Source organism: Arenibacter antarcticus (assembly GCF_041320605.1).
Lineage (GTDB): Bacteria > Bacteroidota > Bacteroidia > Flavobacteriales > Flavobacteriaceae > Arenibacter > Arenibacter antarcticus.
On sequence record NZ_CP166679.1, the window covers coordinates 4,251,447 to 4,265,840 of the forward strand.

15 protein-coding genes are annotated in these 14,394 nt (G+C 33.8%); 13 read left to right on the forward strand and 2 right to left on the reverse strand.

The genetic code is table 11. From position 1 onward, the window contains the following. Positions 1–77: 77 nt before the first annotated feature. Positions 78–1,289 (reverse strand): site-specific integrase, encoded by a 1,212-nt coding sequence (locus KCTC52924_RS17485; RefSeq protein WP_251809404.1) that lies wholly within the window; start codon positions 1,287–1,289, stop codon positions 78–80. 258 nt (positions 1,290–1,547) lie between these two features. Here KCTC52924_RS17485 and KCTC52924_RS17490 point away from each other — a divergent pair, with 258 nt between their 5' ends. The 10 genes from KCTC52924_RS17490 to KCTC52924_RS17535 all read left to right on the forward strand — a co-directional run bounded on the left by KCTC52924_RS17490 (position 1,548) and on the right by KCTC52924_RS17535 (position 10,109). Next, on the forward strand, positions 1,548–2,864 hold the full coding sequence (locus KCTC52924_RS17490; protein WP_251809405.1) for a tyrosine-type recombinase/integrase: 1,317 nt from the start codon (positions 1,548–1,550) through the stop codon (positions 2,862–2,864). A gap of 49 nt (positions 2,865–2,913) precedes the next feature. Continuing rightward, a complete protein-coding gene (locus KCTC52924_RS17495) occupies positions 2,914–3,582 on the forward strand; it encodes a hypothetical protein (RefSeq protein WP_251809406.1) in 669 nt (222 codons plus the stop codon). A gap of 318 nt (positions 3,583–3,900) precedes the next feature. Next, a complete protein-coding gene (locus KCTC52924_RS17500; protein WP_251809407.1) occupies positions 3,901–4,857 on the forward strand; it encodes a hypothetical protein in 957 nt (318 codons plus the stop codon). Between the two features lie 150 nt (positions 4,858–5,007). After that, positions 5,008–5,385, forward strand: a complete 378-nt coding sequence (locus KCTC52924_RS17505) for a hypothetical protein (protein ID WP_251809408.1) — start codon at positions 5,008–5,010, stop codon at positions 5,383–5,385. 155 nt (positions 5,386–5,540) lie between these two features. After that, entirely contained in the window at positions 5,541–6,020 is a 480-nt protein-coding gene (locus KCTC52924_RS17510; RefSeq protein ID WP_251809409.1) for a hypothetical protein, read from the forward strand. Next, the gene (locus tag KCTC52924_RS17515; RefSeq protein WP_251809410.1) at positions 6,020–7,084 is read left to right on the forward strand and encodes an AAA family ATPase; all 1,065 of its coding nucleotides are present in this window, start codon (positions 6,020–6,022) and stop codon (positions 7,082–7,084) included. The genes KCTC52924_RS17510 and KCTC52924_RS17515 overlap by 1 nt, the downstream gene beginning before the upstream one ends. 223 nt (positions 7,085–7,307) lie before the next feature. Next, positions 7,308–8,273 (forward strand): DUF6371 domain-containing protein, encoded by a 966-nt coding sequence (locus KCTC52924_RS17520; protein WP_251809411.1) that lies wholly within the window; start codon positions 7,308–7,310, stop codon positions 8,271–8,273. A 180-nt stretch (positions 8,274–8,453) separates the two neighbouring features. Next, complete coding sequence (locus tag KCTC52924_RS17525; protein ID WP_251809412.1) at positions 8,454–9,053, forward strand: hypothetical protein; 600 nt, start codon at positions 8,454–8,456, stop codon at positions 9,051–9,053. Positions 9,054–9,283: 230 nt separating this feature from the next. After that, the gene (locus KCTC52924_RS17530; RefSeq protein WP_251809413.1) at positions 9,284–9,730 is read left to right on the forward strand and encodes a transposase; all 447 of its coding nucleotides are present in this window, start codon (positions 9,284–9,286) and stop codon (positions 9,728–9,730) included. A gap of 109 nt (positions 9,731–9,839) precedes the next feature. After that, positions 9,840–10,109 (forward strand): hypothetical protein, encoded by a 270-nt coding sequence (locus KCTC52924_RS17535; RefSeq protein ID WP_251809414.1) that lies wholly within the window; start codon positions 9,840–9,842, stop codon positions 10,107–10,109. Between the two features lie 330 nt (positions 10,110–10,439). On the opposite strand, the gene KCTC52924_RS17540 is transcribed toward KCTC52924_RS17535, so the two are convergent. Beyond that, positions 10,440–10,928 carry a hypothetical protein gene (locus KCTC52924_RS17540; RefSeq protein ID WP_251809415.1) on the reverse strand — a complete coding sequence of 163 codons (489 nt, stop codon included), beginning with the start codon at positions 10,926–10,928 and terminating at the stop codon, positions 10,440–10,442. 698 nt (positions 10,929–11,626) lie between these two features. Between KCTC52924_RS17540 and KCTC52924_RS17545 the strand changes: the two genes are divergently transcribed. The 3 genes from KCTC52924_RS17545 (at position 11,627) to KCTC52924_RS17555 (ending at position 14,344) form a co-directional block, all read left to right on the forward strand. Then, complete coding sequence (locus tag KCTC52924_RS17545; protein WP_251809416.1) at positions 11,627–12,913, forward strand: hypothetical protein; 1,287 nt, start codon at positions 11,627–11,629, stop codon at positions 12,911–12,913. 319 nt (positions 12,914–13,232) lie between these two features. Next, a complete protein-coding gene (locus KCTC52924_RS17550; RefSeq protein ID WP_251809417.1) occupies positions 13,233–13,796 on the forward strand; it encodes a hypothetical protein in 564 nt (187 codons plus the stop codon). 98 nt (positions 13,797–13,894) lie between these two features. Further along, positions 13,895–14,344 carry a hypothetical protein gene (locus KCTC52924_RS17555; RefSeq protein WP_251809418.1) on the forward strand — a complete coding sequence of 150 codons (450 nt, stop codon included), beginning with the start codon at positions 13,895–13,897 and terminating at the stop codon, positions 14,342–14,344. Positions 14,345–14,394: the final 50 nt, after the last annotated feature.

Consider the following 14,394-nt stretch of genomic DNA (forward strand, 5'->3'; position numbering starts at 1 on the left):
GAACAAAAGACACTAATTTATCTGATTGTAACGCACTTAATTCGTCAGAACACCATAATTTAAGATTAAAGCCTGACTCAAAAGTTAATTACCTTTTCCAATGCATCATCCGTTTCTTTATGCATGAAATTTGATTGATAGTTGACCGTGGTGGTAATAGAAGAATGACGATACAATTTTTGAAGCATTTGAATCGGAATCTTATCTCCTGCTATGTTCCCGAAACTATGCCGGGCAATATGCATGGTTAGTTTCTTTTCGATGCCCAATTTTTCAGCTACAATTTTCAATCGTCTATTTAAGTTTCTAGTTATTGTCTTTACCCGGATTGTCACTTGCTTATCGTCATTTAAATTAGTCCCTTTTAAATAAGGAAAAACCAAATCATTATTATGCTGTTGCACCGAGGTATACTGGTGTAATAATTTTTTTGCCTTCTCAGGTACCGCCAGGGAGACAATTTTTTTGTTTTTCCCCATCCGATAATAAAGTCTGTCATCTTTAAAATCTGAGCATTTCAGTTTTAAAATATCACCGACCCTTATACCCGCAAAATAAAAACTTGCAAGCCATGTATTAACCGCATTATTTTGAGCCACTGTCAGGTCGCTTTCTGTTTCAAGCAATTTGATCTCTTCCGTATTCAATCCAAATTTTTCACTTTCAGGAAATTTTATCTGAATTTTTCCTTTACCAAACGGATAGTTCCTATCATCCACATGATATTCTTTTCGTGCTAAATTATAAACTGTTCTAATTAGCATAAGGTAATTAATAGCTGTTCTGGGAGCTACCTTACGCTCATAAAGTAGATATGCTTCAAACCTCTTTAACAATTTGACATCCAAATCAACAAAAGACAATTGCTTACGCCCTAAAAAGGCTTCGAATATATTCAGTCTCTTTTCTTGATTGTAATGTTGATCGAATTTTTTCCGTCTTAAAATGTTTGCCAGAAATATTTCGCTCGATTTGAAGAAATCATAGTCATCCTCGTTCAAAATCTTTTTTGCAATAGTAGAAACAGATTGTTTATTTTGACTTGATTCTATTTCTAAAGCTATATCATGAGCTTCGGTAAGCTTTTTTAACAGCATGTTATTAAGTCGCGCGGAATTTGGGTGACACTTTCTTGCCAGCCCTTTAGTTTCATCCCAATCCTTTTCTAAAATATACTCTCCGGTAAACAAAAACTTTGACTTTCTATTTTTCGTTAATCGCAAAACAATGGGAAATGATTTGTCCTTTTTTTGATAATTCTTACGCAATATTATCTTAACAGTGGCCATAACTCATTGTCTTATAATGATAAAGATACAAAATCTATGTACAACATATGTACAACATTTGATGTTTTTATTTGGTTTTACTGCACTTCATGATTTTTCAACAATCTCACAATCAATTGATTATGAGCCATATAAGACCATATCAATACATATCTTTCAAAGTTCATAACCCGGAGGTCACGAGTTCAACTCTCGTTCTCGCTACAATGTGTAAATCACCCAAAATCAACGGTTTAGTTCACGCTAAACCGTTTTTTTATGGCTATATTTGAAAAACTAATTACGCTTAACAACCAAGTTGAACACGATTTAGATAACGTATTGTCACACAACGATAACTATTCCATACCTAAAATTTACGATGCAAAGGGAGACCTATCCAAAAGATGGTACGTGTATTTTTCATTTCGCAACACCGAAACCAACAAAATGGAAAGAATTAGTAATATTTATGGTAAAGCTCATAAATATAAAACCAAGGAAAATCGCTATGCCATTCTATCTTCTTATCGTATTAACCTATTAAAGCACTTAAAAGAAGGCTACAATCCTTTTGACAGTAACAGGTCTCTGCACAATTCCGTTAAAGAGCAAAAGAATCCAACCAAAAGTGAAAGTAATTTTATAACTGCTACAAAAGAAGCGGATATCATTGTTTCAAAAGACACTCCTGCAGGAACGGCGTTGAAAGATGCCTTTGATTTTAGTCTAAAGCTAAAGAAGCAACAGGTTAGCGAAAGGACGTTCCAGGATTATAAATATAAGATGGAATCGTTTTTAAAGTATATCTCTAAACATCACACCGATGTAAAGACCATTGATCAATTGAGCAAAAATGTCACTCAGGACTTTTTAAACAACCTACTTCTAAACTCTAGTCCAAGAAATCGGAACAATCATAGGTTGGCGATGGGCAGTGTTATGCAAACCTTGGAGGACAATGACATTATGCCCGTGAACTTTATAAAAAAGATTCCCGTCCTAAAATCCACACCACAGCGAAACAAAACCTATACGTTGGACAAGGAAAATAAGATATTCGATTATTTAGAATCTGAAGACCCCATCCTCTTACTTTTTATAAAATTCATATCGTATAACTTTCTTCGCCCCATAGAAGTATGTAGAATAAGAATTGGGGATATCAACTTGGAGAATAACACTATACAGTTTAAAGCGAAAAACAGCCCTTTAAAAACAAAGATTATTCCTGAAATATTATTGAAAGAGCTACCCGATCTCACAAAAATGGATAAGACTCATTTTCTCTTTACACCTGATAAAATAGGAGGTGTTTGGGAAACACAGGAAACAAATAAGAGAAATTATTTTTCTAAATGCTTTAAAACAATTGTCAAGGCTAAATTTGATTTAGGCGCGGACTATGGACTTTATAGCTTTAGACATACTTATATTACTAAATTATATAGGATGCTGTTAAAAAATGGATCTCCCTTTGAAGCCAAAAGTAAACTAATGCTCATTACAGGACATACTTCCATGTCGGCGTTGGAAAAATACCTACGTGATATCGATGCCGAATTACCTGAAGATTATTCGCATCTTTTAGAATAAGGTGATAAATTGAAATAATAATTAACTTGTCAATCTTTTAAAATAGCACATGGATCTTGAAAAAGTTTTTATCAATTTAAGGAACAACTTATATCAGCCTTTACTTTTTTTTATTCCAAAAAGTCTTGTTCCAGAGGAAAAGAAGGATTTGTTGAAAGATCCGAGTTTTTCCAAGTATTTTAATATCCCAGCGATTATTAAAAGATCTGGGGAATCCTTTGAATTAAAAAATAGTTCCTATCAAATGGAATTTTTAGGCAAACCCGCAATTCTGGATAAAAATATCCTCATCCTAACCGAGCAAAAGGCAACAACCCATTTGTTTCAGTTTAATGTCCTGATGGAAAAGTATAGGGTTCAGCTTGATTTCTATACTACAATTACGAGGTGGATGGCGCAACATTTCACAGAACACTGTGGAGCGGAAGATGATGTTAATTACTATTTTGAATTACAGGATCAATTCTTCCAAAATCACCTTCAGGAGATTGAGACCAAATTCGGGAAAATAAAAATTGCCCCCCTTAAGCCAGCAGATGTGTTGGAACATATTGAAAATGAACTGGTCCCATTCAAAAAAGAAGAGCCAGGAAAATCTATTCCTGATTTAGATTCTAAAGTGTCAAAGCCTAAAAAAAAGAAAACAAAACGTCCTGTGATTACAGACGAAGAAGCCTCGAAATACATACTAAAAACCGTATTCAATATAGAGGATTAGTTCAATTCTATATAGAAGAAAAAAGATTAAAAAAAAAGCTCTTTTATACAGCGTATTTTCTTATCTCATCTCGCCTATAAACTATAGTAGTCTAATCTGAAACACCAAGGATAACTCATTTCCTTTAGCAGCATTTATACAAAAATCTGGATTACCATATGATAATGAGTTAGTTAAGTACATCTTAGTCCTTAGATAAAAAGGAATACCAAGTGTATTACACCTTGTCATACACTTGGTATTACAAACCGTATTACATACCCATTCATTAACCTGTATCCTTATATTTGAGGTTAATATCAAAATCTAATACATATAATGGTTTACTTTGGTTGCATTAATGAGAAGGAATTTAATGAATTGTCTAGTGAAGAACAAAAACACCATGTAATAAAGAAAGGGGTTTTAGAAGAATTAACAATTGATCCATTGGCCAAAAATAGCATTCCAACCAATATAGAAAAGGATGAATTCATTAAAGAATTAAGAATATCCAAACATCTGATCAACGAATTTTACGCATATGTACTTAAAGCTTTGAACCCAGATATAGAAAATGCTTCTTTAGATTTTTACTTTGGTTTTGATAAAAAGATCTATGGTCTTGATTCAAAAGAAAAAAAAATGTTGGCTTTGAAAGCCTTTAAGGATATTGCAAAAGATTATTTATCAAATGAGATACAGGTCTTTCAACATGAAAAATCTAGCAGAGGGATCAAACATGTAATCCCCCAAAGCATATTGTCCCGGTTATTTGATCAGCAAACTTTGTTCAAGGAGGAATTAGCGGGAACAGATTTAATAAACCAATATATTTTCGGGAACATGGAGGCATTTAATGCATCCAATATATATGACCAAGAATTAATCGATTCCGTAGAGAAGTTTGAATCCAATTTAAAAATATTAGTCAGTCTTAACGACCAGTACGATTTTGAGAAAGATGAATATTTCACTAGAACTGCGATATTAAAAGAAAAGTTCCTTTCCAAATTCGATATCCTCTTTAAATCCTTTGAAGCGTATTGCTTTGCAGATCAAAAAATACTACAGATTAAGGATCTACATAACGTTAGAATTGAAGGTCTTTACCAAGCCATGTTGGATGCGGAATTAATAGAACCAAATGCATTAAAATTCAAAGATTTTGTAAATAATGAATACTATTTTTCAATAACCAAAATTCGTTCTTACTACAGACAAACGAATAAAAGTCATGAAGAAAGGGTTAACACTTATTCTTCGGAATGGTCAAAACTTTCCTTCCCTAAATAATCCTATTATACCTTTTGACATGTTAAGTATCAAATTTGACATGTTGAGCCTATATTTTGACATGTTAAGACCTTATTTGGACATGTAGTTAACTTTCTAACTTACAGATAATTATAGTTCTTGTGATAATTAATTTTAAATAATTTTATCATGACTAAGAATCAATTATTGTTCGAATTCGACCGCTTGAATAAGCAGTCTAAAAACAACCTTATCTTGTTGGAAAAGCAAATTTGTCCAACTGAATTTTTTAAACAAGTCCCGTTAACAGAAAGCAGGATTGAAATTTTGAAGCTAAGGTTAGAGCGTAGTGTAAAGGAGGCGGAATACACCTTAGTATTACTCAATTTCTTGAATAAGGAAACTGAACTTTGGCAACAAGGATTTAACCCCCAAAACATTAGAAAAATTGTAAACCTGGAATTGGACCACTCTATAAAAGAGTTGGAATTCAATCTTTATCGGGAAAACATCCAAAACCGGATACTTGCACTTTTGGCAACACAAGACACTTCATCCATTAAATGAGATAGAATGCGTAAAGTGCGTCTGTTAAAATGCAACCATTTTAATAGGCTGTAATACGAAAGCCATCAGGCGGAGATACTTACCAGTTACCATTACTAAATATTAATTAATAGGATACCCCTTTGAATCAGAGGGGAGCCTTTAAATACAAAATAATGAAAAAATGTATCCTTAATATCCGTGTAACGGAAGAATTCAGAAACGACCTGGAGTACCGTGTGTCAGAGTCGGAAACAAACCTTTCCGATTATATCAGAAATATCCTTTGGGATAGTCTATACTACGAGGAAGATGAATATTTTAACCAGGCACATGATGATGATGTTTCATTCTCCAAATCATTTAAATTCACTTTCCTAACCGCTTGGCTATTTACAAAGTATATGTACCCTGTAGAGCATAACACGAAAAATGTAATACAAGAAATAAAAGCCATTGTGGATGAAGCTATTCAAGACACTACGCTGAGTAATGCACTTCGGTATGAACTGTCCAAGGTCACCTATGACATCAATCGGTTTTTGAATGAACCCAATTATTTGGACAAACAGTTTCAATTTCCAATTCCCAACCATCAAGGATCATTCGATTACACCGTACTGTTTAATGAGGTTTGGACTATATACTACAGATAATGAAAGCGAATAATAATATTAAAGCAAAGGAGAGTTTTGTGGATACAGTAAGAAGTGATATAGATAATCATAAGACCAAATTGAATTCCGGAGGAAAAAGCACTAACTGCTTTGTAGTTAAAAGTGCAGATGAATGGATTGAAGAAGCTAAAAAGAGACCAATACCGAATATGCTATTTGATGCCTTTTGGTTTGAAAACGAAATTTGTATTCTTTTTGCGGATACAAATTTAGGGAAGTCCATATTGGCCATGCAGATAGCAGATAGCATAAGTCGTGGAAAAAGTATTCAAGGCTTTCAACTTGAAACTGGTGCCCAAAAAGTCCTATACTTTGATTTTGAGCTATCCGACAAGCAATTGGAAAAGCGATATTCCAAAGACTATAAGTATCACTATAATTTCCACCCAAATTTTTTAAGGGCAGAAATAAATCCTGAATCGGAGAAGCCCAAGAAATTTAAAACTTTTGAGGACTTCCTATGCGATTCTTTAGAACAATTGGTGCTGAGCTATGGGATGAAAGTCATCATAATAGACAATATCACTTTTTTGAGAGATGATAATGAAAAGGCTAAAGATGCTTTGACCTTGATGAAGCATTTAAAGGCATTGGGCAAAACTCACGGGCTTTCCATATTGGTCTTGGCCCACACCCCAAAAATAAAACCTTTTGATCCTTTGACTAAAAACCATCTTTCGGGAAGTAAAATGCTAATCAACTTTTGTGATAGCAGTTTTGCCATTGGTAAGAGTTCCACTTTGCCGTCTTTAAGATATTTAAAACAAATTAAGCAACGTAATACAGAGGAAATATTTCATTCGGGCAATGTTGCTATCTGTGAAATTATCCATGAAAATAGTTTTTTAGGTTTTCATTTTATTGAATGTGATGATGAACAAAACCATCTAAAAACTTTTTCTTCAGATGATGTAGATGATCGGAACACTATTGTTTTGGGTTTAAAGAAAGAAGGATTGACCAATACAGCTATAGCGAGTCAGATTGGTGTTAGTGAGGGAACAGTAAGGAATATTCTAAAAAACTCGATGGATAATCCATAGGGGCAAATATGATCTAGGCAATAACAAAAGTGCTATCTGTAAATAAGCAAGTAGCACTTTTAAATAGGCCGGTAAAAAATGCCCATACAGTAACAATAATCAAGGTACTGACAAACGTATCCAATTACATAGCCTTTTTAAGAACATTAAATAGTAATTCGTAATCCTCGTAACATTCGTAACGTTACGAATGTTACGAGGATTACGAATATTAATATAAAATATGATTTATAGATATTCACTTGATAAGTCAAGTAAGAAATTCCGCTGTCCACACTGTCACAAAATAACATTTGTCCGTTACTTCGACAATGTTGAACAACACTATTTGGAAGAATCCCATGGTAGGTGCGACCGGGAAAGCAAATGCAGGTATCACAGTATGCCTAACCAACAAACGTTAGTGCCACAAGTTTCAAATTACACACCCCCAGTACCCAGCTATCACAAAAACCAAGAGGTTGTTAATTATGGAAGAAATTTCAAGAATAATAATTTTATTCAATATTTAAAAAAACACTTCACTGAAAATGAAATACAAAATGTAATACTTATATATCTGGTAGGGACCACAAGACATTGGAACGGTGCTGTAGTTTTTTGGCAAATGGATCATCATTCCAAGGTACATGGTGGTAAAGTGATGTTGTATGACAGTAATACAGGGAAAAGAGTGAAAAAACCGTACCCTCATATCAATTGGATTCATAAGATTAACAAGGAATCCGATTTTGTATTACAGCAATGTTTATTTGGATTACACTTGATAAAAGAGTATGACACTGATACCGTAGCCATAGTAGAATCTGAAAAAACGGCTATTATAATGAGTATCCTTATTCCAGAACACCTTTGGATGGCCACTGGCTCTAAAGCCAACCTAAAGGAAAGACTACTACTCCCTCTTAAGCACCACAACCTAATCCTGTTTCCAGATAAAACGGAATACAAGGCTTGGACAGAGAAAGCGTTACACCTAGCCGCAAAAGGCTTTAAAATAAGTTGCAGCCGTTTATTGGAGTCTTGTGACCTGGAACAAGGAGACGATTTAGTCGATTTATTCTTGAAAGTTAAAAATGAACCCCATCTGAATGGACCTCTCTTATCCCCTACCGAAAAGAACCTAAAAAGACTTGCGGAAATAAATCCGATGGTTTGGAACTTGGTGGAAGAGTTTGGGTTGGTGTGAAAACTTAATTATGTGAGGGGTTTCCTTTCGGAAATTGAGATAACATCTTAATTCAGAGCCGGTTTGACAAAAATTAAAATGCTTTGTTGTCCTTAGTCCTATTAGTCGTAATTAGGGATTCACTATCTTAGAGAGTTAAATGACAAATGAACATATACAATTGTTACCTACAATTTCGAAATGAAAGAAGAAAAGTATATTATTGGAATTGCAGTTGGGTACGTCTTGAAAATAATGAAGGCCCATAAAACTGAAGCAAAATTCAGAAAAGAATTTGCAAGCATTAGACATGGAAACTATCCGAAATTTATTAATTTAGTTAATGGTGATATTCCTGAAATGGGTCTTTATAGACAAGGAGAAGTTGAAGTGAATCCTAAACCAAAAACTGAAAATATTGACTTTGTTGGCTTATTCATGGCTGGCCCTTCAATGAAAGTTTTTTATGAAAAATGTGTTACCGAGTATGGTGATTTTGGAGATAATGAAATTTCAAATGAATTATATTATCAAATAGGACTCTTTGAAATTACAGTACGAATACATGCAAACAACCATAATAAGATAGAAGAGAATCACGCATTTGAAGATATTATTTTTAATCTAGGTCAAAATTTGAAGTTCACGGTTGATGAAATAAATACCCTACAAAAAGGCAGAAAACTATTGAATGTAATTAAACACGGGATGAAAAAAAACTATTCTTGGTCTGAAGGAATAAATGATTTCAAAAAAGCACAAATTCTTATGGATGAAAAACAAATAGTTTTAGAATATTAAAAGCTGGAAAACACCGTATCGTATAATTTATTGCTGGTCCTAGCCTACTTACGAAAATCCTAGCGCATTTTCTATTTGGTTTGTATTTGCTAAATTAGGTGTTTAAAATACACTACAAACCATATACCAACCGTCAGACTGCGCAACAACCTTCTACTTCTTAATAACTTTGTTGATTACCTATAAAACGCTGGAGTCCAAAACGTTCTGATATTGATTATCTTAATGGTATGGATTTTATAACAGGTTTTAATAGGAACCAATTGGTATTGATGGATTTCGAATCCTGCCTGAGCCTGGATTCCTGGGTACGGATCGATGACATGATCGTAGATATCCTTCCAATGCAGGAGCTGGGGTTCAAGGAGGTCCTTAACACAGAGGGAAGGCCCCCTTATTGCTCATCCGATCTGCTCAAGCTCTACATCTATGGCTACAAGAACAAAATTCGTTCCTCCCGCCGATTGGAACCTGTCAGCAAAGTGAACCCCGAGGTCATTTGGCTCTTAAAGGGACTTAAGCCCTCGGAAAGGAAGATCGAATATTTCATAAAGGACAGCGCAGGGTCGTTCAGAAAGGCCTTGAGGTATTTCGTGGTGCTGCTCCGTGACTGGGAGCTATTAGATGGGGGGCGCATTGTTACTAGATCTTTCAAAGTGGCACAAAACGAAACGTGAGAGGAGCCGTTCCCGACCAAAAGTGGCACAGATTGAACCGATATCAGTGGCACAAAACGAAACGAAGTATCCAATTACAACATAGCGATTGCTAAAAATTCTGCTAATTATGATAAAAAACGAAAGTAAATATTTAGAATGGATTGAAAGAAATGGAGTTGGTAAGAATGATTCTGTTGCTTCTTCAACAAAATCATATATATCCTACTTGAATACAGCTTCTAAATTAATTGGTGAAGATATTTCCGAAAAAAATCTTTACAATGAAAGCTGTGTTGTTGAAATAGCAAAAAAGCTAAATGGATTGAGAAGTGAAAAATCAATTTCAAACTATAAGTCCGCATTAAGACAATACGCTGCAATGGTCCGAAATACGTAACGGAATAAAGGCAGTTGCTAGTCGAGTAGGTAAAGGAGCGTCTCACCCATAGACCACTCTCACCCGCCTTTGGACGGGCAGGGAACCGTACGTGAACCTCTTAATTCATATGGCTCTTGTCATACAGTCGGTAAGGCTTAAATAGTTAGCCCAGTTTGTATCCCAATTTTTGTAATTTAATTGTAAAAAGCCTGCATAATTTTAACTTACTATTTATTTTATCGTAAATCCATTTTTTCTCTTAATAAATAGTCGTGTTTGTTAAAGAATTCTTTTAGACTAATTCTTCCCAACTCAAGAGCTTTATATTTCTCAAAATGTAAATATTTGTTATAAGTACCCTCCTTTTAAGCCAATTTCAATTCTCTGGGTACTTCCTTCAAGTATGTGCCTAATACTATCTACATAAAACCAATCTGTACCTACCCTAGCCTTTAAAAATGGAATTGTAATGTTCTCTCCTAACCTTGGTATAAAAGCAAGCTTATCACATTTAAAGTATCCCCACTGCTCTTCAAAATATCTTAAATCAAATTGCACTTCCAACTTAGGGAACCCCAAGCCATACTTTAATTCATTGCCAAATAATTCATTGTATAAATCTATAATAAGCTTGCGAAGTGTATAGGTTTTCAAATTTAGGATAAGTTCCATTGATTTAAGTGATGGTATAGGCTCATCAGATTCCACAAAATTTTCAGACATCATGAAAGCAATTAAGGCTTTATATTTTTCTTCGTGACCCAATAATTTCTTCACTTGGGTTTTAATATATAAAAGGTCTAAGAAAGCACGCTTAACTTGGATATTATTTCTCATAATTAGAAGGTATTTTTGAGTTAAACTTATTTCCCTATTAATTTACATTTATTGTAATTCATACTTCAAAGCTTCTTGGGTTAATAGTGTTTGCAATTGTCCAAATAAGTAAGATGGATGTTTACTTATTCCTGATTTTTAACTGACTTGAGAAACATCCGTTTCAGTAAGACCTTCCGGTCTTAATGCAACAATACCTCCAAAGACGGACTCAAAGACAAAATATTACAGCCTCTTAAGAGCCATGCTGATGTTACTCCTAGTCAAGACCTAACAGCTACAGGCTCTGATATGGTCGCAAAAGGCTTTAAAATAAGTTACAGTCGCTTATTGGAGTCTTGTGACCTAAAAGAGGGAGACGACTTGGTCGATTTATTCTTAAGAGTAAAAATGTACCCTATCTGAATGGATCTCTCTTATCCCCTACCGAAAAGAACCTCAAAAGACTTGGGGATATAAATCCAATGGTTTGGAACTTGGTGGAAGAGTTTGGGTTGGTGTGATGACTCTAATCTGTAACGGTTTCCGTTCAAAAATTGATGTAACACAATGTTGGTTGCCAGTTCAATAAAAATAATGATTAGTTGTAATCACTGTTCCTATTGAATACCATATTGTATTTACTATCTTAGGCGGCTAAAAGGAATATGGTCAATAATCATATACAATTGTTGCCAGTAATTTAAAAAACCAACGAGATGAGATTAACTAACCAGGTTTTTGGTGTTTCAAATGATTTAATAGACACTTATATTGAACGACCAAAAGTTGACAACCTTTTCCTTGAAGGATTGCAAAAAAATAAACATATAATTATTTATGGTGCATCCAAACAAGGAAAAACTTCATTAACAAATAAACATTTAAATGAAGATGATTATGTCAAGGTTAATTGCTCTCCTTCCTCTACAACACTTGATATATTTAATTCAATAGTAAGGCAATTAAATGTTGAAATAATTGAGTCAACTAATATTACAACAACAATTGGTGGAGAATTAAAGACTGGAGTAAAAGCAAGAATAAAAATTCCATTTTTTGGTGGTGCGGATGCTGAAACCGAGGCTAGTGCTTCAAGTCAAAAAGAAAAGGGATTAACTTATAAGACGATTGATTACAATTTAGCATTAGCACAAGATGTATCCGAGTTGCTTAAAGAAGTGAAATTTAATAAAAGAATCATTCTAGAAAACTTTCATTATTTAGAAGAAGATATTCAAAAACAACTTTCTATAGACTTAAGAATATTTGAAGATTATAATATTCTTTTTATAATATTAGGAATTTGGAGGGAGAAAAATCGACTTTCCCAATTTAATGGCGATTTAGTTGACCGAGTAATTGAGGTGCCAGTTGAACCTTGGGAAAAAGGGGATTTAGCTAAAATTACTCAAGAAGGATTGCCATTATTAAACGTTGATTTCACTGAAGTATTGGACTATATAATAGATAGCTGCTTTGATAGTGTAGGTGTGTTTCAAGAAATTTGTAAGGAATCATGTTATTCTGCCGGAGTTAACAAAACTCATCCAAATTTGTTAACTATAAGTAAAGAAAATGTTGATTTGGCAATAGAGAAAAAGTTAAATGATTATGGAAGTAGACATATCAGATGTTTAGAAAGTTTTGTTGAACAAAAAGCTAAAAGTTCCGATGAAGTGCCTCTTTATATTCCTTACTATTTTACAAAAGTATTGTTAGATGAATCTTTTGAAAATATTACAATCGGATTAAAACGGAAATTTATTCAAGAAAAAATAAAAGAGATACACCATCGAGCGGAAAATGTAAGAGCGTCTGATATGGGATATTTTTTGAGAAATCTTGTTGCAAGCCAAATCAAAAAAAACATTTCTCCTCCAATTTTTGATTATGATATAAGTACTAGTTCAGTCAAAATTATTGATTCAACATTTTACTTTTTTCTTAAAAATTGTGATAGAGAAGAGGTTATTGAAAATCTAATGATTCCAGAAGGATTATAAAAACTACTGGTCAAGCCGTATATAAGCAATATCTGTAAGTTGAAAAAAAAATATGGAAGAAGAAAATAAAAATTATTTTAATACCAGGAAGTACTCCTGAATTAATTGAAAGTTCAATTGCTCAGTTTAACCAACCTATAGCCAATCTTTTACAGCATATAGAATACTTTGTTTGGAGCCAATTCAACAAAAATTATGGGGCGATGTAACCAGTTATTCTATAGATTCCTGTAGGGGATTTACTATATTAGGTGAATATAAGGGATATGATTTATTGTCATATACAAATTGTTAGCTGCAATTAAACCAACCAAAGAATATGAATAGTAAATCAAAAAAAGCTGTTAAATCGCTTGAGAATCACCATAAAAAACTCTCGGAAATAAAAACTGTTCAAGAAGGTAATTCTTGGAAGGCTACATTGAAAGATATGCTAAACCAATATATTGGTTCAGAATCGTCAATTTCTAAAAGACTTGATGAATTGTATTTTACTCGTAAAGAAACTCAAATACATAACGTGGGAATCGGACATAGTATCGTTCATGTTTACGATGAATCAAAAAAACAGGATTTTAGTAATCTTATTGAAAACTCAATATCATTCATTAGAGAAAATGGAATTTATCAAAACCCAAACAGAAAGAATTTTTTAAGTGGATTTAATAATGGAACTATTATTAGCGGGATCGTAGTTGGAACCGGAATAATTTATGGAGCTGGACATTTTTTCGGGAATTTGGAAAAAGATAGAGAAATCATTAAAATGGAAAGAGAGCTAAATAAACAGAAAGCGACTAACTCGAATCTTGAGAATGATATAAAAACTTTGAGAATTGAAAATGAACATTTGAAAGTAAAAGATACCACAAAAACGAAATAAAACAGCAGCTAATAACTAAGAAGCATTCGTGCGGTCGGTACGACTGAGCATGAATGCAGTGTTGAACTACACCGGGTCGGCGGTCACTTTTCATGACTATGGGGATTGGTAGAACGCAGGCCTATCACAATATAAACATCATAAAGGAAGAATTTGAAATATACACGCCGGATTTTGCACAAATTGAAAAGTCGAGAATTCCCTATATAAAACCCTTAAGCTCAAGGAAGCTGGCAAAATATATTGGTTCCTGCCCAACTGTTATCAAGGATCTCGATGACCGAAAGTATCTACAAACTCTATTGGATAATATCTCAGAACTACAGGTAATTCAAAAATTGGTACAGATTTTCAAAACGATGATTAGAACAGGGCGCGGTAATATAAACCGATGGATCGAATTTATTAAACGTTCAAAATACAAGATGGTAGGATTGACCACTTTTGCTAATGGTTTGTTAAGGGATATTAAAGCTGTTAAAAACGGGATCCATATGTCTTGGTGGATATACTGGAGCATGCTGACCCCTCTAAAGCCTAATCAATAAGTAACTGCCGTTCTGGCGGATGCTGACCCCCCTTTGAAAAATAAGATAGC

What these genes read in the sequence shown, in the direction of transcription:
- KCTC52924_RS17485 (WP_251809404.1), bottom strand. Translation starts at nt 1,289, where the DNA reads ATGGCCACTGTTAAGATAATATTGCGTAAGAATTATCAAAAAAAGGAC.
- KCTC52924_RS17490 (WP_251809405.1), top strand. Translation starts at nt 1,548, where the DNA reads ATGGCTATATTTGAAAAACTAATTACGCTTAACAACCAAGTTGAACAC.
- KCTC52924_RS17495 (WP_251809406.1), top strand. Translation starts at nt 2,914, where the DNA reads ATGGATCTTGAAAAAGTTTTTATCAATTTAAGGAACAACTTATATCAG.
- KCTC52924_RS17500 (WP_251809407.1), top strand. Translation starts at nt 3,901, where the DNA reads ATGGTTTACTTTGGTTGCATTAATGAGAAGGAATTTAATGAATTGTCT.
- KCTC52924_RS17505 (WP_251809408.1), top strand. Translation starts at nt 5,008, where the DNA reads ATGACTAAGAATCAATTATTGTTCGAATTCGACCGCTTGAATAAGCAG.
- KCTC52924_RS17510 (WP_251809409.1), top strand. Translation starts at nt 5,541, where the DNA reads ATGAAAAAATGTATCCTTAATATCCGTGTAACGGAAGAATTCAGAAAC.
- KCTC52924_RS17515 (WP_251809410.1), top strand. Translation starts at nt 6,020, where the DNA reads ATGAAAGCGAATAATAATATTAAAGCAAAGGAGAGTTTTGTGGATACA.
- KCTC52924_RS17520 (WP_251809411.1), top strand. Translation starts at nt 7,308, where the DNA reads ATGATTTATAGATATTCACTTGATAAGTCAAGTAAGAAATTCCGCTGT.
- KCTC52924_RS17525 (WP_251809412.1), top strand. Translation starts at nt 8,454, where the DNA reads ATGAAAGAAGAAAAGTATATTATTGGAATTGCAGTTGGGTACGTCTTG.
- KCTC52924_RS17530 (WP_251809413.1), top strand. Translation starts at nt 9,284, where the DNA reads ATGGATTTTATAACAGGTTTTAATAGGAACCAATTGGTATTGATGGAT.
- KCTC52924_RS17535 (WP_251809414.1), top strand. Translation starts at nt 9,840, where the DNA reads ATGATAAAAAACGAAAGTAAATATTTAGAATGGATTGAAAGAAATGGA.
- KCTC52924_RS17540 (WP_251809415.1), bottom strand. Translation starts at nt 10,928, where the DNA reads ATGAGAAATAATATCCAAGTTAAGCGTGCTTTCTTAGACCTTTTATAT.
- KCTC52924_RS17545 (WP_251809416.1), top strand. Translation starts at nt 11,627, where the DNA reads ATGAGATTAACTAACCAGGTTTTTGGTGTTTCAAATGATTTAATAGAC.
- KCTC52924_RS17550 (WP_251809417.1), top strand. Translation starts at nt 13,233, where the DNA reads ATGAATAGTAAATCAAAAAAAGCTGTTAAATCGCTTGAGAATCACCAT.
- KCTC52924_RS17555 (WP_251809418.1), top strand. Translation starts at nt 13,895, where the DNA reads ATGGGGATTGGTAGAACGCAGGCCTATCACAATATAAACATCATAAAG.